The organism is Sulfitobacter dubius, from assembly GCF_027214245.1.
Lineage (GTDB): Bacteria > Pseudomonadota > Alphaproteobacteria > Rhodobacterales > Rhodobacteraceae > Sulfitobacter > Sulfitobacter dubius_A.
Map to the genome: position 1 here is coordinate 589,379 of NZ_JAPWHM010000001.1, position 20,142 is coordinate 609,520.

The 20,142-nt window shown below is 64.4% G+C and carries 18 protein-coding genes; 8 read left to right on the forward strand and 10 right to left on the reverse strand.

What is annotated here, in order from left to right; translation table 11 throughout:
• The first annotated feature begins 7 nt into the window (after window positions 1–7).
• The 3 genes from yaaA to O4H31_RS02865 all read left to right on the forward strand — a co-directional run bounded on the left by yaaA (window position 8) and on the right by O4H31_RS02865 (window position 2,394).
• Complete coding sequence (gene yaaA, locus O4H31_RS02855) at window positions 8–787, forward strand: peroxide stress protein YaaA (protein ID WP_269342571.1); 780 nt, start codon at window positions 8–10, stop codon at window positions 785–787.
• 90 nt (window positions 788–877) lie between these two features.
• Window positions 878–1,528 (forward strand): DUF1007 family protein, encoded by a 651-nt coding sequence (locus tag O4H31_RS02860; protein ID WP_269342573.1) that lies wholly within the window; start codon window positions 878–880, stop codon window positions 1,526–1,528.
• Window positions 1,513–2,394 carry a nickel/cobalt transporter gene (locus O4H31_RS02865; protein ID WP_269342575.1) on the forward strand — a complete coding sequence of 294 codons (882 nt, stop codon included), beginning with the start codon at window positions 1,513–1,515 and terminating at the stop codon, window positions 2,392–2,394. Before O4H31_RS02860 ends, O4H31_RS02865 begins: the two co-directional genes overlap by 16 nt.
• Here O4H31_RS02865 and O4H31_RS02870 read toward each other — a convergent pair.
• Genes O4H31_RS02870 through O4H31_RS02885 form a run of 4 tightly spaced genes read right to left on the reverse strand, consistent with a single transcriptional unit; the run spans window position 2,391 to window position 9,083 of the window.
• Window positions 2,391–4,433: a hypothetical protein gene (locus O4H31_RS02870; RefSeq protein WP_269342577.1), complete on the reverse strand. Its 2,043-nt coding sequence runs from the start codon at window positions 4,431–4,433 to the stop codon at window positions 2,391–2,393. The genes O4H31_RS02865 and O4H31_RS02870 overlap by 4 nt on opposite strands.
• Window positions 4,430–7,195, reverse strand: a complete 2,766-nt coding sequence (locus O4H31_RS02875) for a DUF4159 domain-containing protein (RefSeq protein ID WP_269342580.1) — start codon at window positions 7,193–7,195, stop codon at window positions 4,430–4,432. The genes O4H31_RS02870 and O4H31_RS02875 overlap by 4 nt, the downstream gene beginning before the upstream one ends.
• Entirely contained in the window at window positions 7,192–8,079 is an 888-nt protein-coding gene (locus O4H31_RS02880; protein WP_269342582.1) for a DUF58 domain-containing protein, read from the reverse strand. The genes O4H31_RS02875 and O4H31_RS02880 overlap by 4 nt, the downstream gene beginning before the upstream one ends.
• On the reverse strand, window positions 8,076–9,083 hold the full coding sequence (locus O4H31_RS02885) for an AAA family ATPase (protein WP_269342584.1): 1,008 nt from the start codon (window positions 9,081–9,083) through the stop codon (window positions 8,076–8,078). Before O4H31_RS02885 ends, O4H31_RS02880 begins: the two co-directional genes overlap by 4 nt.
• A gap of 70 nt (window positions 9,084–9,153) precedes the next feature.
• On the opposite strand from O4H31_RS02885, the gene O4H31_RS02890 reads away from it, so the two are divergent.
• Together O4H31_RS02890 and O4H31_RS02895 are read left to right on the forward strand one after the other, a co-directional pair.
• Window positions 9,154–9,729 carry a DUF1285 domain-containing protein gene (locus O4H31_RS02890; protein ID WP_269342586.1) on the forward strand — a complete coding sequence of 192 codons (576 nt, stop codon included), beginning with the start codon at window positions 9,154–9,156 and terminating at the stop codon, window positions 9,727–9,729.
• Window positions 9,730–9,747: 18 nt separating this feature from the next.
• Window positions 9,748–10,512: a hydroxypyruvate isomerase family protein gene (locus tag O4H31_RS02895; RefSeq protein ID WP_269342589.1), complete on the forward strand. Its 765-nt coding sequence runs from the start codon at window positions 9,748–9,750 to the stop codon at window positions 10,510–10,512.
• On the opposite strand, the gene O4H31_RS02900 is transcribed toward O4H31_RS02895, so the two are convergent.
• From O4H31_RS02900 to O4H31_RS02915, 4 genes are all read right to left on the reverse strand, one after another.
• Window positions 10,501–11,118 (reverse strand): glutathione S-transferase, encoded by a 618-nt coding sequence (locus tag O4H31_RS02900; RefSeq protein WP_269342591.1) that lies wholly within the window; start codon window positions 11,116–11,118, stop codon window positions 10,501–10,503. The genes O4H31_RS02895 and O4H31_RS02900 overlap by 12 nt on opposite strands.
• A 213-nt stretch (window positions 11,119–11,331) precedes the next feature.
• The gene (locus O4H31_RS02905; RefSeq protein ID WP_269342593.1) at window positions 11,332–11,538 is read right to left on the reverse strand and encodes a YdeI/OmpD-associated family protein; all 207 of its coding nucleotides are present in this window, start codon (window positions 11,536–11,538) and stop codon (window positions 11,332–11,334) included.
• Window positions 11,538–14,336: a DNA polymerase I gene (gene polA, locus O4H31_RS02910; protein ID WP_269342595.1), complete on the reverse strand. Its 2,799-nt coding sequence runs from the start codon at window positions 14,334–14,336 to the stop codon at window positions 11,538–11,540. The genes O4H31_RS02905 and polA overlap by 1 nt, the downstream gene beginning before the upstream one ends.
• A 122-nt stretch (window positions 14,337–14,458) precedes the next feature.
• Window positions 14,459–14,638 carry a zinc-finger domain-containing protein gene (locus O4H31_RS02915; RefSeq protein ID WP_067263007.1) on the reverse strand — a complete coding sequence of 60 codons (180 nt, stop codon included), beginning with the start codon at window positions 14,636–14,638 and terminating at the stop codon, window positions 14,459–14,461.
• A 168-nt stretch (window positions 14,639–14,806) separates the two neighbouring features.
• Here O4H31_RS02915 and gpmI point away from each other — a divergent pair, with 168 nt between their 5' ends.
• Genes gpmI through O4H31_RS02930 form a run of 3 tightly spaced genes read left to right on the forward strand, consistent with a single transcriptional unit; the run spans window position 14,807 to window position 18,801 of the window.
• Window positions 14,807–16,324, forward strand: a complete 1,518-nt coding sequence (gpmI, locus tag O4H31_RS02920; protein ID WP_269342601.1) for a 2,3-bisphosphoglycerate-independent phosphoglycerate mutase — start codon at window positions 14,807–14,809, stop codon at window positions 16,322–16,324.
• Window positions 16,321–17,457: a murein hydrolase activator EnvC family protein gene (locus O4H31_RS02925; RefSeq protein ID WP_269342603.1), complete on the forward strand. Its 1,137-nt coding sequence runs from the start codon at window positions 16,321–16,323 to the stop codon at window positions 17,455–17,457. The genes gpmI and O4H31_RS02925 overlap by 4 nt, the downstream gene beginning before the upstream one ends.
• A 3-nt stretch (window positions 17,458–17,460) precedes the next feature.
• On the forward strand, window positions 17,461–18,801 hold the full coding sequence (locus O4H31_RS02930; RefSeq protein WP_269342605.1) for a S41 family peptidase: 1,341 nt from the start codon (window positions 17,461–17,463) through the stop codon (window positions 18,799–18,801).
• Between the two features lie 140 nt (window positions 18,802–18,941).
• Here the strand turns inward: O4H31_RS02930 and O4H31_RS02935 are convergent, their stop codons facing one another.
• Together O4H31_RS02935 and O4H31_RS02940 are read right to left on the reverse strand one after the other, a co-directional pair.
• Window positions 18,942–19,316 carry a hypothetical protein gene (locus O4H31_RS02935; RefSeq protein WP_269342607.1) on the reverse strand — a complete coding sequence of 125 codons (375 nt, stop codon included), beginning with the start codon at window positions 19,314–19,316 and terminating at the stop codon, window positions 18,942–18,944.
• A gap of 9 nt (window positions 19,317–19,325) precedes the next feature.
• Window positions 19,326–20,099, reverse strand: coding sequence for a DUF6478 family protein (locus O4H31_RS02940; RefSeq protein ID WP_269342609.1), 774 nt, complete (start codon window positions 20,097–20,099; stop codon window positions 19,326–19,328).
• Between the last annotated feature and the right edge of the window lie 43 nt (window positions 20,100–20,142).

Below are 20,142 nucleotides of genomic sequence, written 5' to 3' on the forward strand. Positions count from 1 at the left end.
GACTGCCATGCTCGTCGTTATTTCCCCCGCAAAACGCCTTGATTGGGCCGAACGCGATGTCGCGGTTACCCAGCCTGATTTTCAGGAAGACGCAGTACGGCTGGCGACGACCGCGCGCAATCTCACCTTGGGCAACCTCAAAGACCTGATGGGGCTGAGCGACGATCTGGCCCGTCTCAACCGCGACCGGTTTCAAGCGTTCGAAGCCGAGCCCGCTGCCGAGGTCACCCGCCCCGCCGCGCTGGCCTTCGCAGGCGATACCTATCAAGGGCTGGAGGCCGCGAGCCTTGATGCCGATGAGATGACCTATGCCCAAGAGCACCTGCGCATCCTCTCGGGGCTTTACGGCGTGCTCCGCCCGCTCGACGCGATCCAAGCCTACCGGCTGGAGATGGGCAGCAAGCTGAAAACCCGCCGCGGCGGCAACCTCTATGACTACTGGCGCGACAGCCTGTCAAAGGCGCTGAACGCGCAGGCCGAGGCAACCGGCAGCGATGTTCTGGTGAACTGCGCCAGTCAGGAATACTTCGGCGCGGTAGATCTCAAGGCGCTGAAACTGCGGGTGATCACCCCGCAGTTCATGGAAGACAAGGGCGACGGTAAGGGGCCGAAAATCGTCAGTTTCTTTGCCAAGAAGGCGCGCGGCGCCATGGCGCGGTATATCGTGCAGCACCGGGTGAATGATCCCGAAGGGTTGCAGGATTTCGACAGCGGCGGCTATGCCTATCAGCCCGATGCCTCGACCCCCGAGCGTCCGGTCTTTGTCCGGCCCTATCCGTCGACCTGATCTGGGGGCGGGGGGCGATGCGCGCGATCCCGCCATATGCCACCCGCCGGGCAATTGCCGCGCATGGCGAAGGGGGGTAGACCTAGCGCCATGAAATACCCGCTTGTTACCGCCGCCCTTCTTGCCTGCGCCACACCGCTTGGCGCGCATCCGCATATCTTTGTCGATACGGGGCTTGAGGTGATTGTCGATGCCGAGGGGCGGTTGACCCATCTGCGGATCACATGGGCCTATGACGAATTCTATTCTCTGTTGGTGACCGAGGATCGCGGGCTCGACCCCGATTACGATGGCGTGTTGACCGAGCCAGAGGTGGCCTCACTCAACGGGTTCGACATGCAGTGGATCGAAGGGTTCAACGGCGATACGGTCTTGCTGAACGGCGGTGAAAAGATCGCGCTTTCCAGCCCGCAAGAGGTGGCGACGACCTTTTCCGAGGGCCGGATCATCACCAGCCATCTGCGCGCGGTCGAGGGCGATGCGCCTCACGCGGATGGGCTGGTCATCAAACCCTATGACCCGACCTATTACACCGCTTATGAGGTGACGCAGAAAGTGACCGTCCAAGGCAGTGACGCCTGTCGCGCGCGGGTCAAGATGCCTGAGATGAACGCCGATCTGCGCGAACTTCAGCAGGATCTGAGCGCCTTGGACGCGAATACCGATCCGAACGATGTCGGCCTGCCTGAAATTGGCGAAGCCTTGGCCAATGAAGTGGTGATCACATGCGACGCATCATAGCGCTGGCCGCCTTCGCGACCTTGCTGGCGCTGGCGGCGCTGTGGTGGACGGGGGGCTTTAACGCCCTTGCCCATTGGGCGGCGGGACAGCAGCGCGGGTTTCAAAACAGCATCGCCAGCGGGCTGCGCGCCACGCGGGGCGGCGATACGGCGGCGTTCTGGACGGTGCTGCTGGCATCTTTTGCCTACGGCGTGGTGCATGCGGCAGGGCCGGGGCATGGCAAGATCGTGATTGGCGGCTATGGGCTGGCGCGCTCTGTGCCCATGCTGCGGCTGTCGCTGATCGCTTTGGCCGCCTCGCTGGGTCAAGCGGTGACGGCGGTGGCCTTGGTCTATGCGGGGATCCTGCTTTTGGGCCTTGGCCGTGAGGCGCTGGTGGGCGTGACAGAAGACATCATGGCCCCGGCAAGCTACGGCGCGATTGCCCTTATCGGGCTTTGGCTGATCTGGCGCGGGCTGCGTCATGCGCGGCAAAAGGAAGCGGCGCACAGCGAAGAAGTTTGCGGCCATTGCGGTCATGCCCATGGGCCGAGCTTGGCACAGGTCCAGCAGGCGGGCAGCCTGCGTGATGCGCTGCTCTTGATTGCCGGGATCGCCATTCGTCCCTGCACCGGGGCGCTGTTCGTGCTGGTTATCACTTGGCATATGGGCATCGGCGGCGTCGGTGTTTTGGGCGCTTTCGCCATGGCGCTTGGCACCGGATTGATCACCATCGCCACCGGTCTTGCCGCCACGGGGTTGCGGGCGGGGGTGCTTGGAGGGCTCGCCGGATCGCCGCGCTTGGCGCAGGCCGCGGCGGTGGCAGAGCTAACGGCAGGGCTTATCGTCGTCACGCTTGCGGGCGGGCTGCTGCTCCGCGCGCTTTAACGGCGGCCTTCGCGCAGCCAAGCGGCAATGATGAACAGGGCCGAAAGCAACAACACCAACCACCCCGGCAGCAGCGGCGTTTGGCGCACATCGCGGGTCTCATAAGCACCACGGGGGGTCAGCCCCAGCCAACCGCGCCCGGCAGCAGGGCGGCCAAGGCGCACGTCGCGCAGGCGCGGCAGCCCATCCTCCACCCGTGCCACGCCACCGCGCAGGGTGTCGATGGCTGGGCGCAGGGCTGCGTCACTGGCAATCGTCTCAATAAACTCGCGCGGGGCAGCAGGGCCGAGGCCGATGACAGTCACCTCCTCCCCGTTTTCCAATCGGTAGAGGCCCATCTCTTCGCCCGTGAATTCAGCCTCAAAACGGCCCGGACCAGCGGGGGCGAGGGGCACTTCGGTGGTGCTGCCATCGGGGGCGGTGATGGTGACGGGGGGCACGGTTTCATCCAAGGTGCGCCGGGTGATGCGCATGGTGCGGCCCTGGGCGGTGGCGGTCAGCGCCTCTTCCTCAAGCTCGGGTTCTTTCATCATCCAATGGGCCAGACGGCGCAGCAGTTCCAACTGTGGACCACCGCCCTCATAGCCACGGTTCCATAGCCAAGCGTGATCTGAGGCCAGCAGCGCCACGCGGCCTTCGTCGACGCGGTCGAGCACCAGCAACGGGCGGTCGTCTGCGCCGCTCATGACCACATCGCCACGCTCAGCCGTCACATCGATCTGACGCAGCCAGCGGCCCCAATCGCCCTTGCCGGGCAACTCAGCGGTGACGGGATGGCGCTGACCAATGTCAGTCACGACGGGGGGGAAAGCTTTCTCCAGCACCCGCGCGGTGGGGGTGGCGGGCAGCACCGTGCCAAGCGGCGAGCGGTAGAGGCTGTCGGCACTGGCAAAGTCAGGCCCCGCAGCAACCAGCACCGCGCCGCCCTTGCGCACATATTGCGCCACATTATCGAGGTAGAGCGCAGGCAGGATGCCGCGCCGCTGATAGCGGTCAAAGATAATCAGATCGAAGTCGTCAATCTTGTCCATGAACAGCTCGCGCGTCGGAAAGGCGATCAGCGACAACTCGTTCACCGGCACGCCGTCCTGCTTGTCGGGCGGGCGCAGAATCGTGAAATGCACCAGATCGACCGCGCTGTCGGACTTCAGCAGGTTGCGCCATGTGCGCCCCCCGGGATGCGGCTCCCCCGAGACGAGCAACACGCGCAGACGGTCGCGCACCCCGTTCATCTGGATCAGCGCGGCATTGTTGCGGTCGGTCAGTTCCCCATCGGCTTTAGGCAGGGAAAAGCGGATCACATTGCGCCCGCCGTGGGGCAGGGTGACGGGCAGGTCGATGTCTTGGCCTACGGGGACGTTAAAGCTTTGCGGTTCCTCGCCGTCGACAGAGATATCAAGCTGGGTCAGCCCGTCACTCTCGGGCGCAGCGCCCAGATCGTCGATGCGCAACGTCAGTGTCACTGGCTCACCGATCATGGCAAAGGCCGGAGCGTTGCGGACGGTCAGGCGGCGGTCCCAATCCTCGGCAAGGCCTGTTTGCAGAAGGTGCAGCGGCGCGGGAAGGTCAAGCGGTAGGTCAGCGTCATGCACCCGGCCATCACTGACTGCCAAAATGCCCGCGATCCGCGAACGTGGCTCTTCGGCCAGCGCATCAGCCAAGGTGGTCATCAGCCGGGTGCCGGCATCCTCGGCCCCGTCCGGCACGGTGATCCGGCGCAGTTCAGTGTTGGGGCGTGCAGTGATGCGGGCGGCCATCGCCTCGGCGGCGGCATCGGTTTGATCGGCGCGGTCGGCAAGCCGCTGGCTGGCGCTCTCGTCTTCGAGCAGCAGGACGATGTCCGACAGCGGGGCGCGGTCTTCGGTTTGATAGGAGGGGCCAGCGAGCGCCGCCAAAACCACCGCTGCCGCCAATCCCCGCAGGGCCCAGCCCGACAGGCCACGCCACACCGCCAGCAGAACGCCGAGCGCGGCCAGCACCCCCAGCCCAATCAGCAGCGGCAGCGGGATCAGCGGATCGAAAAGCACGGTTCCGGTCATTGGCCCAACCTATCAAGCAGCGCAGGCACATGGACCTGATCGGATTTGTAGTTGCCCGTCAGCACATGCATCACAAGGTTCACGCCAAAGCGGTAAGCCAGTTCGCGCTGCCGCTCTCCGGCATAGCCGCGCCCGATGGGCAGCAGCGGCGCGCCATCACGGCGCACGGCCCAAGCGGCGGCCCAATCGTTGCCGCCGATCACCACCGGGGTCACTCCGTCATTGAGGTTGCGGAACGGCATGCCTTCGATCCGTTCGGCATCGGGCGGCGCGGCCTCAACCCAGACATCGCGGCTGGTGTAGCGACCCGGGTAGTCCTGCAGCAGATAGAAGGTGCGGGTCAGCACATGGTCGCCGGGCAGCGGCTCAAGCGGTGGGATGTCAAGCGGGGCGGCCAATTCCTGCAGCCTGCGCCCGTTCGGGCTGGCGGCACCGTAGCTCGCGATATCCGCGTCGCGGGTATCAAACAGGATCAACCCGCCCGAGCGGAGATAGTCGTTCAGCTTGCCATAAGCCTCGGTCGAGGGCTGCGGTTGATCGGGGGTGACGGGCCAATAGAGGATCGGGAAAAAGGCGAGTTCGTCTTGCTCCAAATCGACACCTGTAGGCAGGGCAGGCTCTACCGTGGTGCGAAAATAAAGCGTGTCCGACAGGCCGGTCAGCCCGGCGCGGGCGACTTCGTCAACGTCGCTATTCCCGGTCAGCACATGGGCCAGCGTGACTTCGGAGGCGGAGCGCACGGCAAAGCTTTCGGGGTCAGTCTCCTGCGCGTCGCCTATCTGTGGCAAGCCCAGCCCCAAGATCAGCGCCAGCGTACCAGCCGAGCGGCGCAGCAGCAGCCCCGAAAGGGCGAGAGAGGCCAGCACATCGGCGACCAACAACAGGATCGCGAGGCTCAGAAGCGCTCCGGCCAGCGGCTGTTCCGGCGGCAGCGTGAGACCACGCAGCGGCACATCCGATGGCCATGTGGCGGGGGTGAGCGTGGTCTCAGCAGTCAGCACATTGCGCGCCAGCCGTCGGTCTTCTGAGCCGTAGATGCCGGGGGGTAGCGCAGGGCCAGCGGGGGCCGAGATCAGGTCGGGCCCCGCGACGCCGGGCAGGTTGCCCGCGTCCGACAGGGTGCCGAAACCGTCCATCACCCGCAGCGGGGTCCATGTGGTGCCCTCAAGGCTACCGGCCTCGGGCGTGCTGGCGCCTGACGACACGGCCAGCCGCTCCATCATCTGCACGAAAAGACCCGACAGCGGCAGGGTCGACCATTCCGCCGTGGCGGTGACGTGGAAAAGTACGATCTGCCCCTGACCGACGGCCTTGCGCGTGACTAGCGGCGTGCCGTCACTCAGCGACGCAATCACCCGGTCGGCCAGTGTCGGGTCCGGTTGCGCCACGACCTGCGCGGAAACGGTCACGTCATCTGGCACCGGCAGGCCGAAGAAGGGAGAACCGTTGCGGAACGGGGCCAGCGCTTTAGGCTCCCCCCAAGACATCGCACCGCCCACGCTGCGCCCTCCGGCGCGCAGGCGCACGGGCATCAGCGGGTCTTCGTCGATGCGGCTCACGTCACTCGCCGCAATGCGCGGTCCGGCGAAGCGGATCAGCATGCCACCCGCATCAATCCACTCTTGCAGAGGCTCTGCTTCGGCGGGGCTGAGGGTGGCCACATCGGCCAGCACGATCACATCGGGGTTGGCGGGCAGCACGTCGGTCAGGGTGCCGTCGATCAGGTCAGCACTCGGGGCCAACGCCTGTTCGATATAATGCAGCGGCGAAAGCAGTTGCAGCCCTTCCTGCGCCCCGCGCCCGCTGATCAGCGCGACCTCGCGGCGGCGCAGCCCGTCGTCGACCAAGGTGCGCGCCCCGGCAGAACGTTGTCCTGCGATGTCGAAGGAGGTCAGTCGCGCGCGCAGTTCGGCGGGCAGCGACAGGGAGGTGGTGGCCTCTGTCGCCCCCGCCTCGAAACTGGCGTTGGCGGTGGCCAAAACGCGGGCATTGCCTGCGGGGTCGCGACCATGGGCCTGCACCACGGCCTCGCGCTCCGGGCCGGGAATGGCGCGGCGCAGGGTCAGGTCGATTGCGCCATCTTGGTAGACGGCGGGGGCGATGCCGATGACATTGCTCGCCGATTGATGCACCTCCACCGCGCCTTTGGATTGCAGCGCGGCGAGCAGGTCATCGCGGCCCGGATAGTCCAAGCCATCGCTGAACCACATTGTATCGAAGGCGGGCAGGTCGGCCATGATCTCAGCCGCGCGGGTGATCTCTGCCGGGGAAGGCTGCCACGGCGCGGGGGAAAGCCCTGCTAGGCGGCTACGCCACGCATCAGCGGATTGGAATGTTGGCACCTGCGGGTCGGTCAGGGTCAGGATGCCCACTGTCCGCTCGGCCCGTCCGGCGCGGGTCAGTTGCGCGTCTACGGCGGCCAACTGTTGGTCCCAGCGACTGGCCCCGGCCCATGATGTATCCAGCACCATCAACAGGGGGCCGCTGCCCTGTTCCGCTTCGGCCTGCGGGTTCAGCACCGGCCCGGCGAGGCCAACAATGATCGCAGCCACGGCCAGCATCCGCAGTAGCAGCAGCCACCACGGCGTGCGGTCCGTCGTGCTTTCGTCATCCGCCAAACCCAAGAGCAGTGCCACACCGGGAAAACGGCGGCGGATCGGGGCCGGGGGCACGGCACGCAGAATCAGCCAGAGGATCGGCAGCGCCAGCAGGGCCAGCAGCAGCCAAGGCGCGGTGAAACCGATGCCGCCGAAAACGCTCATGCAGCACTTCCTTGCCGCGCGTCCAACGCGCCATAGAGCCACAGCAGCGCCGACTGCGCCGACGCATCCGTGTGGTGTAGCCCGTAACGCCAGCCGGTGCGGGCGCAGAGTTGTTGCAATTCATCTTTGCGCGCCGCGAGCCGGTCGAAATAGCGGTCGCGCAGGTCATTCGCCTTCAGCGTCTCATGGCGCAGCGTGCCGCCGACGCTTTCGAAAATGGTACGGCCCACGAAGGGGAAGGCTTCCTCTGCCGGGTCGAGCAGGTGGTAAAGCACGCCGCGCACGCCACGGTCAGCGGCTTTGGTCAGCGCGGTGCGGACGGGGTCGAGTTCGCCCATGAAATCCGAGATAAAGATCGCCCGCGCATGGGGGATCATGCCGCGGTGTTCGGGCGGGGCATATTCGCGGGTGTCTTCTTGGCAGAGCAATTCGGCAAGACGCAGCACCTGCGGATTGCCGCGCCGGGGCGGCAGGGCAGTCCCGGTAAGGCCCACACGCTCGCCCCCGCGCAGCAGCAGGATCGACAGCGCCAACCCCAGCAACCGTGCGCGATCTGCTTTATCGGGCAGCCCTTTGTCAGAGGCAAAGCGCATCGACGCCCCCTGATCGACCCAGAGCATCACCGACTGGGCGATCTGCCATTCCCGCTCGCGCACGAACTCATGATCGCCCCGGGCAGAGCGGCGGTGATCGATCATGCGGCGGCTGTCGCCCATCTGCGCCGGACGGTATTGCCAAAAATCATCCCCCGTCCCTGCACGGCGAAGGCCATGGGCACCGGGTAGCACGGCACCTGCCAAATGCTCGGCCCGCGCCAAAAGCGCGGGAAGCCGGGCCGCCTCGCCCTCGGCGTCGGCCCTGAGGGTTAGGGGGGAATGGGTCACGCGGCGGCCTTTTTCCCGATCAATTGACCGGCGGTGGCGTCGATCAGCCCTTGCAGGCTTTCGCCGCGTGCGCGGGCGGCAAAGTTCAACGCCATCCGGTGGCTCAACACCGGGCGGGCCATCGCCAGCACGTCTTCGGCAGAGGGGGCAAGCCGCCCCTCCAGCAGCGCACGGGCGCGGACCGTCAGCATCAGCGCTTGCGCGGCACGGGGGCCGGGGCCCCAAGCGACACTCTCGCGCACCGCCGGGGTGGCCTCAGGTTCATGGGGGCGGAAGGCGCGGACGAGGTCAAGGATTAGCTCCACCACGCTGTCGCCCACGGGCATCCGGCGCAGCAGGGTCTGGGCAGAGAGCAGATCTTCGGTGGTGAAGACCGGGCGCACCGCGCCCTCTTCGACACCGGTGGTGGCCAGCAGAATGTCCCGCTCCGTCGGGCGGTCGGGGTAGGCCACGTCGATCTGTACAAGGAAACGGTCAAGCTGCGCTTCGGGCAGAGGATAGGTGCCTTCTTGCTCGATCGGGTTTTGAGTGGCCAAGACGTGGAAGGGCTGGCCGAGGGCGCGGTCTTGGCCCGCCACAGTCACCGTCTTTTCCTGCATCGCCTGCAAAAGCGCCGACTGGGTACGCGGACTGGCGCGGTTGATCTCATCGGCCATCAGCAACTGGCAAAAGATCGGCCCTTCGATAAAGCGAAAGGCACGGCTGCCATCAGGCGCGGTGTCGAGCACTTCGGAGCCGAGGATATCGGCGGGCATCAGATCGGGGGTGAATTGCACGCGGTTGCCGTGCAAGCCCATGACGGTGCTCAAGGTCTCGACCAGACGTGTCTTGCCCAAGCCCGGCAGGCCGATCAACAGCCCGTGGCCACCGCAGAGCAGAGCCGCGAGCGCGAGGTCCACGACCTGCTCTTGCCCGACGAACCGCCCGGTGATCGACTGCTTGGCCTCGCCCAGTTTTTCGGTCAGCGCTTCGATTTGCGCGATCAGGTCATCCGCTTCGGCCATGACATTTCTTTCTCCGGAGTTATATCTTCCAGGTGTAAGTGTATCGCGACCAAAGGGAATGGCAAAACCAATGAGCGGACAAAATACCGTGACACCCACCGCAGACGGTCTGATCGAAGCTGCCAAGGCCGCGAAAACGCGCGGAACCCCGCCGCTTGAGAAATGGAACCCGGAATTCTGCGGCGATCTGGACATGCAAATCAAACGCGACGGGACGTGGTTTTACCAAGGCACGCCGATTGGGCGGATCGAATTGGTCAAATTGTTCGCTTCGATTCTCTGGCGCGAGGGGGATGACTATTTCCTCAAGTCCCCGGTCGAGAAGGTGGGCATCACGGTCGAAGATGCGCCCTTTGTCGCCGTGGATTTTGAGGCTGAAGGCGCGGGCGCGGCGCAGCAGTTGCGGTTTATCAGCAATCTGGGCGATGTGGCCGAAGCCGGCCCGGAACATCCGATCCGCGTGGTGCGCGATGAAGAGACGGGCGAGCCCTCGCCCTATGTGTTGGTGCGTCGGAACCTTGAGGCGCTGATCGACCGAAAGAGCTTCTACCGTCTGGTCGATCTGGGCCAGCACCGCGATGGCTGGTTTGGTGTCTGGTCGGGTGGGGAATTCTTTGGCATCATCCCTTCGGAAGACCTGCCGTAAACTCACCGAAAGACCTGAATGCCGATCACCCCCGCCGCCAACCTATCGCTGCTTTGGTCCGAACTGCCCTATCTGGACCGGTTCGACGCGGCGGCAGAGGCGGGGTTTGGCGCGGTCGAAGTGTTGTCTCCCTATGGCATCCCCGCGAAAGAGACGCAGCGCGCCTTGCTGCGCAACGGGTTAACCCTTGCCCTGATCAATGCCCCACCGCCGAATTATACCGGCGGTCAGCCCGGTTTCGCGGCCATTCCGGGCGGGGAGGCACGCTTTGCCCATGATATGCGCCGCGTCTGGCGCTATGTCGACGCGCTGCGGCCCAGAATGGTGCATGTCATGGCCGGAGAGACCGAGGGGGCAGCGGCGACAGAGACTTTTATGGCGAACCTCCGCTATGCCGCCGCCGAGGCGCCGCCGGGGGTCACGTTGATGATTGAGCCGCTCTGCCCGCAGGCCAAGCCGGGCTATTTCCTGAACGATTATGCTCAGGCGGCAGAGCTTCTCGCGGCAGTGGACGCGCCCAATGTGGCGCTGCAGTTCGACAGTTTTCACGCGCAGATGATCCACGGCGATGCTGTCGCGGTGTTTGAGGAATACCGCCGCCTTATCCGCCATGTGCAGCTAGGTGATGCGCCAGAGCGGGGGGCGCCGGGCAGTGGCAAAGTCGATTTCGACGGGCTCTTCGCCGCGCTTCGGGCGGGCTATGACGGTTTTGTTAGCGGGGAGTATATTCCGGATGTGGCGACAGAGCAGACGCTTGGATGGGTGGCCGCCTTAGGGGAATGACACCGGCGCATCGTCGGGCTGCCACTGGGGGTATTTGCTCATTACGCTTTCGAACCGGGGCGAGGCGAGGAACCGGTCGAGCCAGCCGCGCAGGGCGGGCCAATCCTGCGCGTCGAACCAGTCACGGTCGATGAAGGCGAACTGCCGCACGAAGGGCAGGATCGCGTAATCTGCCAGCGTGGGACGGTCGAAAATCCAATCGTCCAGTTGCGCGTCGAGGTCTTGGAGAAAGGCTGTGGCCTTGGCGCGTTGTTCTTCGGGGTCCACATTGGGATAGCGGGTGGCGTATTTGGTGCGGTCCAGCGCGTCTTTGAACGGGCCATCGGCGCGGGCGATCCAATCGTGCCCCTCGGGCGGCATGTCGCACCAGCCTTCGGGATCGTTCTGGGCCAGCGCCCATTTCATGATGTCGAGGCTTTCGTCGATGGGGCCGGTTTCGGTGACGAGGCAAGGGACGGTGGCGGTGGGCGAGGCGTCGAGGAAGGCTTGCGGTTTGTCGCGCAGCACGACTTCGCGCAGGTGGACGGGCGTTTGCGCGGCGGCGATGGCGAGCCGGGCGCGCATGGCATAGGGGCAACGGCGGAAGGAGTAGAGGATTGGGGTCATGGCAGTGTATCTAGGGGCAGCGCGACAATAGTGCAAAGGGGCAGCGCCTGCCTGCGGGTCGGCGATCGGGCAGAAGTTTCTACCGCTTTATGGCTCAGTCTGGATGTGCGCCCGAGAGGTTTTACCCAGCCTCACCAAATCGCCTACCCGGGGGGCGGGCAGGCGATGGCCCGGTGCCTGCGACTTGATTCCGGGCCGGTACTTCATTTCACCCTACTGAAACGGTGTCGGCGGAAGCCCCTTGCCGGCAAAGCGCGCCACGTCATCCACCCGCTTTGACCGCGCCGTCGTGGTCCGCGCCGCGTCGATCCATGCCAGCGCATCGGCGCGCAACTCAGCGCTGTAGCCGTCCCAACCGGCCTGCGCGCCGGTCTCTTCCAACGCTTGGGCGAGGTCTTCGGGGAGGTCTGTATGAGCCATCAATGCGCCTCCGCCCAGTTGGCACCAACGCCGGCGTCGACGATCAGCTTCACATCCAGCTTGACCACCGGATCATTGGCGTTTTCCATCACTTCACGCGCGGCGGCAATCAGCGCATCTTCGGCCCCTTTTTCCACCTCGAACAGCAGTTCATCGTGCACCTGCAACAGCATCGTCGCGGGCAAATCGGCGATGGCCTCGGGCATCCGAACCATGGCGCGGCGGATCACGTCGGCGGCGGTGCCTTGGATCGGCGCGTTGATCGCGGCGCGGGCGGCGAAACCGGCCTGCGGCCCTTTGGCCCCGATGTTGGGCGTGTTGATCTTGCGACCGAACAGCGTCTGCACAAACCCATGCTCTTTGGCGAAGGCTTTGGTGTCGTCCATATAGGTGCGGATGCCGGGGAAACGTTCGAAATAGCGGTCGATAAAGCCCTGCGCCTCGGCCCGTGGAATGCGCAGGTTGCGCGCGAGGCCGAACCCGGAGATGCCGTAGATCACCCCGAAGTTGATCGCCTTGGCGTTGCGGCGAATTTCCGGGGTCATCTGATCCATCGGCACGTCAAACATCTCGGACGCGGTCATGGCGTGGATGTCATCGCCGCGCTCGAAGGCTTCCTTGAGCGCGTCGATCTGCGCGATATGCGCCAGAATGCGCAACTCGATCTGGCTGTAGTCCAGCGCCACCAGCACCTTGCCCTCGGGCGCGACGAAAGCCTCACGAATGCGGCGGCCTTCTTCGGAGCGGATCGGGATGTTTTGCAGGTTCGGGTCGGTCGAGGCGAGCCGCCCCGTCGCCGCCCCGGCGATGGAATAGCAGGTGTGCACCCGACCCGTGTCGGCGTTCACATGGTCTTGCAGCGCGTCGGTATAGGTCGATTTCAGCTTGGACAACTGCCGCCAATCCAGCACCCGACGGGCGAGGTCATGTTCGGTCGCCAGATCCTCCAGCACATCTGCGCCGGTGGAATATTTGCCGGTCTTGCCCTTCTTGCCGCCCTCAAGCCCCATCTTGCCAAACAAGATTTCACCAAGCTGCGCGGGGGAGCCGACGTTGAACGTCTCTCCGGCCAGATCGTGAATATCAGCCTCTAGACCGGCCATTTTCTGGGCGAAAGCATTGGACATCCGGCTAAGGGTATCGCGGTCGACGAGTATCCCCGAACGTTCCATCTGCGCCAGCACTGGCACCAACGGGCGCTCAAGCGTTTCGTAAACTTTGGTGACTTCGGCGCGGTGCAGCTGCGGCTTGAAGAGTTTCCACAGGCGCAGGGTGACATCGGCATCCTCGGCGGCATAGGGCACCGCGTCTTCCATCGGCACCTTGTCGAAAGTCACGGCGGATTTGCCGCTGCCGAGTAGCGGTTTAATCGGCAGGGGCGTGTGGCCGAGGTAGCGTTCGGAAAGCGTATCCATCCCATGCCCGTGCAGGCCTGCGTGCATCGCGTAGGACATCAGCATCGTGTCGTCGATGGGTGCTACGGTGATGCCCAGTTGGGCAAAGATCTTGCCGTCGTACTTCATATTCTGCCCGATCTTGAGGATCGCAGGATCCTCCAGCATCGGAGTCAGCAGTTGCAGCGCTTCCTCAATCGGCATCTGGCCGGGGGCGAGGTCATCGGAGCCGAACAGATCATCGCTGCGGCTGGCCTTGTGGGTCAGTGGGATATAGCAGGCCTGCCCGGCCTCAACCGACAGCGACACGCCGACCAGTTCGGCGGTCATCTCGTTCAGGCCGGTGGTTTCGGTGTCGACCGCGACATAGCCGACCTCATAAATCCGGTCGAGCCAGACGCGCAGCGCTTCGGTGTCACTGACCTGCTCATACTTGCTGTGGTCGAAGGGCACATCCGCGACCTGCGGTGCGTCGGCCACGGCGGGCGCTGGCGCGTCGGGGATGGCGGGGGCTTCGCGGCCCAGCACTTCGGCCACGCGCTTCGACAGGGTGCGGAACTCCATCTCGGACAGGAAGCCGAGCAGGCGGTCGGCATCGGGGTCGCGCACTTCGAGGTCGTCGATGGTGAAGTCGAGGGGGGTGTTTTCGTCTAGCAGGACGAGGCTGCGGCTCAGGCGAATTTGCTCGGCGTGGTCGATCAGGGTCTGGCGGCGTTTGGGCTGTTTGATCTCGCCCGCGCGCTCTAGCAGCGCATCCAGATCGCCGTATTCGTTGATCAAAAGCGCGGCTGTCTTGATCCCGATGCCGGGCGCGCCGGGGACGTTGTCGACCGAATCGCCCGCCAGCGCCTGCACATCCACCACGCGGTCAGGGTAGACACCGAACTTCTCAAACACCCCATCGCGGTCGATGGTCTTGTTCTTCATCGCGTCGAGCATTTCCACCCCGTCGCCCACAAGCTGCATCAGGTCTTTGTCGGAACTGATGATCGTGCAACGCCCCCCGGCGGCGCGGGCTTGGACGGCCAATGTGGCGATGATGTCATCAGCCTCATAGCCCTCGAGCTCTTTGCAGGCGATGTTAAACGCCTCGGTCGCGGTGCGGGTCAGGGGGATCTGCGGGCGCAGGTCTTCGGGCATGGCCTCGCGGTTGGCCTTGTACTGGTCGTACATGTCATTGCGGAAAGTGTGGCTGCCCTTGTCGAAGATCACGGCGACATGCGTCGGCGCATTGGGGCCGGTGTTGCCCTCAACATAGCGGTGCAGCATGTTGCAGAACCCGGCGACCGCGCCAATGGGCATGCCGTCGGATTTGCGCGTCAGCGGCGGCAGGGCGTGATAGGCGCGAAAGATGAAGGCCGAGCCGTCGATCAGATGCAGGTGGTGGCCTTTGCCGAATGTCATAGGAATGCTCCGCTGGGTTGGCGACCCTTTTGCCACGAAGCATGGCCCACGGCCAGACGCCAATGCGCTGCGCGGGCAGGTTCGTGCCGTCGGTTCAGATGTTCAGAGGGGGCCGGAAAGGCTCAGACTTTGCCTTCGAAATCCGCATGGACGAATTTACAGTCGCAATAGCCGCATTCGACCCAACCGCGGTCTTGTGGGATTTGCAGCCAGACGCGCGGGTGGCCAAGCGCGCCTTCGCTGCCGTCGCAGGCCACGCGCCAAGTGTTCACGATGCGGGTTTCGGGCGCTTGCAGGGTCATGGAGTTGGTCCTCGGCTCAGGCGAAAGTTGCCACTCGTTATGACCAAAGCAGGCGCGCGGGGCAAGGCCTCTGCGCGGGAATGGGAGGCTTGTGCACAAAGTGGTTCAAGTGCCAGCCCACAAGGGGTAAAAGGCGCTGAACAGCCACCAAGCCGGAGCAACAGTCTGATGAGCGCCCCCAAACCTGTCGTATTGTGCATCCTTGACGGTTGGGGCCTCAGCGAGGCGCCGGAGGGCAATGCCCCCCTGCTGGCCAAGACGCCGAATTTCGACCGGATCATGCAAGCGGGGCCAAAGGCGGAGCTCATCACCCATGGCCCTGACGTTGGCCTGCCGCGCGGCCAGATGGGCAATTCCGAGGTCGGCCACACCAATATCGGCGCGGGCCGGGTGGTGGCAATGGATCTGGGGCAGATCGATCTGGCCATCGAAGAAGGTAGCTTTGCCGAGAATGAGCGGCTGCGGGGTTTTATCGCTAAGCTGCAAGAGACGAGCGGCACCGCGCATCTGATGGGCGTCGTCTCGGACGGTGGGGTGCATGGGCATCTCAGCCATATGATCGCCGCCGCCCGCGCGCTGGATGCGGCGGGACTGCCGGTGGTGATCCATGCGGTGACCGATGGGCGCGACGTGGCGCCGTCCTCTGCCCTTGGCTATTTTGAGACGTTGCAGGCGGCGCTGCCCGAAGGCGTCAAGATCGTCACCGTGACAGGGCGCTATTTCGCGATGGACCGCGACACTCGTTGGGACCGGGTGGGCAAGGCTTCGGCGGCAATTCTGCGCGGCGAGGGGCAGGCGTTTCCCGATGCCCGCGCAGCGGTTCAGGCCGCATACGGGCGGGGCGAGACGGATGAGTTCTTTGCCGCTAGTGTGATCGACGGCTATGCGGGCGCGGCGACGGGCGACGGGCTTTTCTGCCTTAACTTCCGCGCCGACCGCGCGCGCGAAATCATGGCGGCCTTGGGCGACCCGGGGTTCGACGCCTATGACACCGGCCCGCGCCCCGATTGGGCGGCGCTGATGGGCATGGCGGAATATTCCAAAGACCACGCCGTCTATATGACCACGATGTATCCCAAGCCGGACATCAAGAACACGCTGGGGGATTGGGTGGCACAGCAGGGGCTGCGGCAGTTCCGGCTGGCCGAGACTGAGAAATATCCGCATGTGACCTTCTTCCTCAATGGCGGGGTCGAGACTCCGGCCACGGGGGAAGACCGCAACATGCCCAAGTCGCCCAATGTCGCGACCTATGACATGCAGCCCGAGATGTCCTGCGGCGAGGTGACGGATCAATTCGTGCAGGCGATCGAGGCGGGCTATGACCTCATCGTGGTGAATTACGCCAACCCCGATATGGTTGGCCATACCGGCGATCTGGAGGCAGCGATTGCGGCTTGCGAAGCGGTGGACGCGGGGCTGGGGCGCGTGCTGATAGCGTTGGAGAAGGCAGGCGGCGCGATGATCGTCACGGCGGATCACGGCAATTGCGAGATGATGATCGATCCCGAGAACGGCGGCGCGCATACGGCGCATACTCTTAACCCCGTGCCGGTGGTGGCGGTGGGCGCGCCCGAAGGGACCGCCCTGCGCGAGGGGCGGTTGGCCGATTTGGCGCCCACGGTGCTTGATCTGATGTGTCTGCCGCAGCCCGAAGAAATGACTGGGAAAAGTTTGCTTTCATGAAACATCTGGCCGCGGCTGTCCTATTTGCCTGTCTGCCCATGATGGCACAGGCGCAGGCCGAAGAGGCCGCAGCAGAGGCGCGCGCGGCGGCGTCGGCGCTGGAGGCGGCGTCAACACGGCTTGACCAAGCCGATGGGGCGCGTGACCGGGTGCAGGCGCTGACCGAAACGATTCAAGCGTTTGAGGCGGGACTCGCGGCAATGCGCGCGGGTCTGCGGCAGGCGGCGATCAACGAGGCACAGCTCAGCCGCAAGCTTCAGGCGCGCGAGGGTGAGGTGGCGCAGTTCTTGGGCGTCTTGCAAAGCATCGGCGGTGACCCCTCGCCCGTGGTGCTGCTGCACCCCGATGGTCCGATGGGCACTGCGCGTGCCGGGATGTTGCTAGCGGAATTGACGCCCGCGCTCAACGCCCGCGCCGATGCGCTGCGCCAAGATTACGAAGATATCAAAACCTTACGTGCCTTGCAGACCGATGCGGCACAGCGCTTGCAAGAGGGGCTGACCGAAGTGCAGCGCGCCCGCACCGCGCTTAATCAGGCGATGGCCAACCGTACCGATCTGCCAACGCGCTTTACCGAAGACCCGGTGCGCACCGCGATCCTGATTGCCTCGACCGAGACATTGGATGGCTTTGCCAGTGGCCTGTCCGAGATCACCACCGGCGCGGAAGAACCAGCCCCGGTGAACCTTGACGGGCAGGTGGGCGAGCTGCCCTTGCCCGCCCAAGGCTTGGTGCTGCGCAAGGCGGGAGAGACGGATTCGGCTGGGGTCACACGGCCCGGCATGATCCTTGCCACCCGCCCCCGCGCCATTGTCACCAGCCCCGCGGCGGCGACGATCCGCTACGTGGGTCCGCTGCTTGATCTGGGCAATGTCGTGATCCTTGAGCCGCAGGTCGATACGCTTTTCGTGCTGGCGGGGCTGGATATCGTTTACGGCCAAGCCGGGCAGGTGATTGCCGGTGGCACGCCCATCGGGTTGATGGGCGGGCCGGAAAGCGGCACAAGTTCTCAGATGTCACCAAATGGTGAAGGCACTGGCACTGACCGGACGGAAACGCTCTATATAGAAGTCAGGCAAGACAACACACCTCAGGACCCGGCAGACTGGTTCCGCACCGACAAGGATGGATAGCAGATGAAGAAATTCGTGATGGCAGCCGTTGCAGGCACGGTCGCGGGGGTGGTGGCAACCACTCAGATCGCCGGACCGCTGCTGGCGCAAGAGGCCGAGAAGACGACCAATGTTTACGAACAGCTCGATCTTTTTGGTGATATTTTCGAACGCATCCGCGCCCAATATGTCGAAGATGTCGACCCCGGTGACCTGATCGAAGCCGCCATCAACGGTATGCTCACCTCGCTTGATCCGCATTCATCCTACCTGTCGCCCAAGGACGCCGAAAAGATGCGCGAGCAGACGCGCGGCGAATTCGGCGGTTTGGGCATCGAGGTCACCCAAGAAGAGGGTTTCGTCAAAGTCGTCTCGCCCATCGATGGCACCCCTGCTGCTGAGGCCGGGATTGAGGCGGGCGATTTCATCACCCATGTCGATGGTGAAAGCCTCTTGGGTCTCGGCCTCGACGACGCGGTTGAGATGATGCGCGGACCGGTGGGGTCAGAGATCCTCATCACCGTGGTGCGCGAAGGGGAGCCCGAGCCCTTCGACGTTTCCATCGTGCGCGACACAATCCAGCTGACCGCCGTGCGCGCCCGGACCGTGGGCAACACCGCCGTGCTGCGTCTGACAACGTTCAACGAACAGACCTATCCCAAGATGAAAGAAGGTCTTGAGCAGCAGATCGAAGACGCGGGTGGCATTGAGAATATCAACGGCATCGTCATTGATATGCGCAACAACCCCGGTGGCTTGCTCAATCAGGCGATTGCCGTTTCGGATGCCTTCCTCGAAGAAGGGGAAATCGTCAGCACCCGTGGCCGCGACATCGAAGATGGCGACCGGGTGAACGCCACGCCGGGTGATCTGGCGATGGGCAAACCGATTGTGGTGCTGATCAACGGGGGCTCTGCCTCGGCCTCGGAAATCGTCGCGGGGGCCTTGCAGGACCACCGCCGCGCCATCGTCATCGGCACCAAGAGCTTTGGCAAAGGGTCGGTTCAGACCGTCATGCCGCTGCGCGGCGACGGGGCCATGCGCCTGACCACGGCGCGCTACTACACGCCTTCGGGCCGGTCGATCCAAGCGCTTGGCGTGTCGCCCGACATCGTTGTGGCCCAACCCCCCGCAGCACCGGAGACCGAGGAAGACGAAGAGGCATTGTCGGCACGTCCCCTCCGCTCCGAAGCCGATCTGCGCGGGCGGTTGAACAATGACAGCCTGACCGACGATCAGATCAAACAGATCGAAGATGATCGCGAAAAGGCCCGCAAGGCGGCTGAGCTGCGTGAAGAGGATTACCAACTGGCCTATGCCATCGACATCCTCAAGGGTCTGTCGGCGTTGGGCCCGAACGAGTAAAATATCGCAGATAAGATGCACAAAGCCCCGCTGGAGACAGCGGGGCTTTTTGTTTGGGGCCGGTCCGTTGGCGGTGGGGCGGGGCGCGACCTGGAGCGCGCGGCGCCGCGTTCCGATTGCAGTGCGGGGCGGCGCCTGCCTTACCCCGTTTCGCGGCAATGCCGCCGAAAGGCGCGTTTGAGCATGTCGAGTTCGGCGCGCAGCAGGTCCATCTCGGCCCGGATGTCATCGCCAAGCGCTTCATCCGCGATCAGGGTCACATGACCCAAGAGCGCCCCGCCGGTCTTTTCGGTGATAACCAAGGTCTGCACCCCATCGGCAATCGCCTCGGGTGGGAGGGCGAAAGAGAGGTGCCAGCGCCCCTCGGTCCCTTCGGCTTCCAGCGTCACCTCTGCCACCTCTTTGCCTTCATGCGTCACGCCGATCTGCGGGGCGTCGGTGCCATCCTTGGCGGTCAGCACGCCGTGCCAGATGCCTTGGCGCAATACGGTCTTGGTCAGGTCAAAGTGGTTCATGACGGGGTCCTAGATCTGGGCGCGGGGGCGGCGCGAGAAAGTGAGGTCGCGCAGCACGACTTGGTTCATGTCCGGCCCCTCAAAGATCAGGTCGATCCATGCCGCCTCGATCCGCTTTTCGTTGAGATTGCTATAGGCCAGATCAAATTCGACGCTGATATTTTCCTGACCAACGGGCAGCTCGCGGACGATCTGTTCGGTGTTCGGACCATGGCGGATGTTGAGCCGGGCAAAGATCTCAAGCGGGTGTTCCAGTTGCACGATCGTATCCATGCGGATCAGGTGGCGGCGTTTCAATCCGGTGATGGCGTCGGTGGGCAGATTGATCACTAACGACAGGAAAGACCCATCAAATTTGAAGACATCGAGTTGCAGCCCATAGGGGGCCAAATCGGCCTCGCGCCGGTTGCGCAATTGGCGCAGGGTCAGTTCCGATTGCGCGCAATCGTGGAATAGGGTCACTTCCTCGCCCAATGTCGATTTGGTTTCGACCGATGACATCCCCGGCGTGGCAAGCGGGCCGCGCCAAAGTTCGGGCCGCCATGCCCAATCGGCGTTATGCGGTTTCGGAAAGCCGCTGGCGCCAATCGCCGGCAGGGCGAGACGGTCTTCTGCGCGGTGAATAAGACGATCCAGTTGGGCGCGCAGCAGCCGGGCGCGGCTGCGTTGGCGGCGCAGGGTGGCAAGATCGACCGTGGCGGCCCTGCGGGCCGCATCGGCCCAACGTTGCAGCGCGCGGGCATAGAGCTTGCTCTCCAGATAGCCGTTGGGGAAGTTGACCATGAACCTGCGCCTCTCGTTTTGCCGCAGTCTATGCAAGGCGGGG

Coding starts and splice junctions, on each gene's coding strand:
- yaaA (WP_269342571.1), top strand. CDS start 8: ATGCTCGTCGTTATTTCCCCCGCAAAACGCCTTGATTGGGCCGAACGC.
- O4H31_RS02860 (WP_269342573.1), top strand. CDS start 878: ATGAAATACCCGCTTGTTACCGCCGCCCTTCTTGCCTGCGCCACACCG.
- O4H31_RS02865 (WP_269342575.1), top strand. CDS start 1,513: ATGCGACGCATCATAGCGCTGGCCGCCTTCGCGACCTTGCTGGCGCTG.
- O4H31_RS02870 (WP_269342577.1), bottom strand. CDS start 4,433: ATGACCGGAACCGTGCTTTTCGATCCGCTGATCCCGCTGCCGCTGCTG.
- O4H31_RS02875 (WP_269342580.1), bottom strand. CDS start 7,195: ATGAGCGTTTTCGGCGGCATCGGTTTCACCGCGCCTTGGCTGCTGCTG.
- O4H31_RS02885 (WP_269342584.1), bottom strand. CDS start 9,083: ATGGCCGAAGCGGATGACCTGATCGCGCAAATCGAAGCGCTGACCGAA.
- O4H31_RS02890 (WP_269342586.1), top strand. CDS start 9,154: ATGAGCGGACAAAATACCGTGACACCCACCGCAGACGGTCTGATCGAA.
- O4H31_RS02895 (WP_269342589.1), top strand. CDS start 9,748: ATGCCGATCACCCCCGCCGCCAACCTATCGCTGCTTTGGTCCGAACTG.
- O4H31_RS02900 (WP_269342591.1), bottom strand. CDS start 11,118: ATGACCCCAATCCTCTACTCCTTCCGCCGTTGCCCCTATGCCATGCGC.
- O4H31_RS02905 (WP_269342593.1), bottom strand. CDS start 11,538: ATGGCTCATACAGACCTCCCCGAAGACCTCGCCCAAGCGTTGGAAGAG.
- polA (WP_269342595.1), bottom strand. CDS start 14,336: ATGACATTCGGCAAAGGCCACCACCTGCATCTGATCGACGGCTCGGCC.
- O4H31_RS02915 (WP_067263007.1), bottom strand. CDS start 14,638: ATGACCCTGCAAGCGCCCGAAACCCGCATCGTGAACACTTGGCGCGTG.
- gpmI (WP_269342601.1), top strand. CDS start 14,807: ATGAGCGCCCCCAAACCTGTCGTATTGTGCATCCTTGACGGTTGGGGC.
- O4H31_RS02925 (WP_269342603.1), top strand. CDS start 16,321: ATGAAACATCTGGCCGCGGCTGTCCTATTTGCCTGTCTGCCCATGATG.
- O4H31_RS02930 (WP_269342605.1), top strand. CDS start 17,461: ATGAAGAAATTCGTGATGGCAGCCGTTGCAGGCACGGTCGCGGGGGTG.
- O4H31_RS02935 (WP_269342607.1), bottom strand. CDS start 19,316: ATGAACCACTTTGACCTGACCAAGACCGTATTGCGCCAAGGCATCTGG.
- O4H31_RS02940 (WP_269342609.1), bottom strand. CDS start 20,099: ATGGTCAACTTCCCCAACGGCTATCTGGAGAGCAAGCTCTATGCCCGC.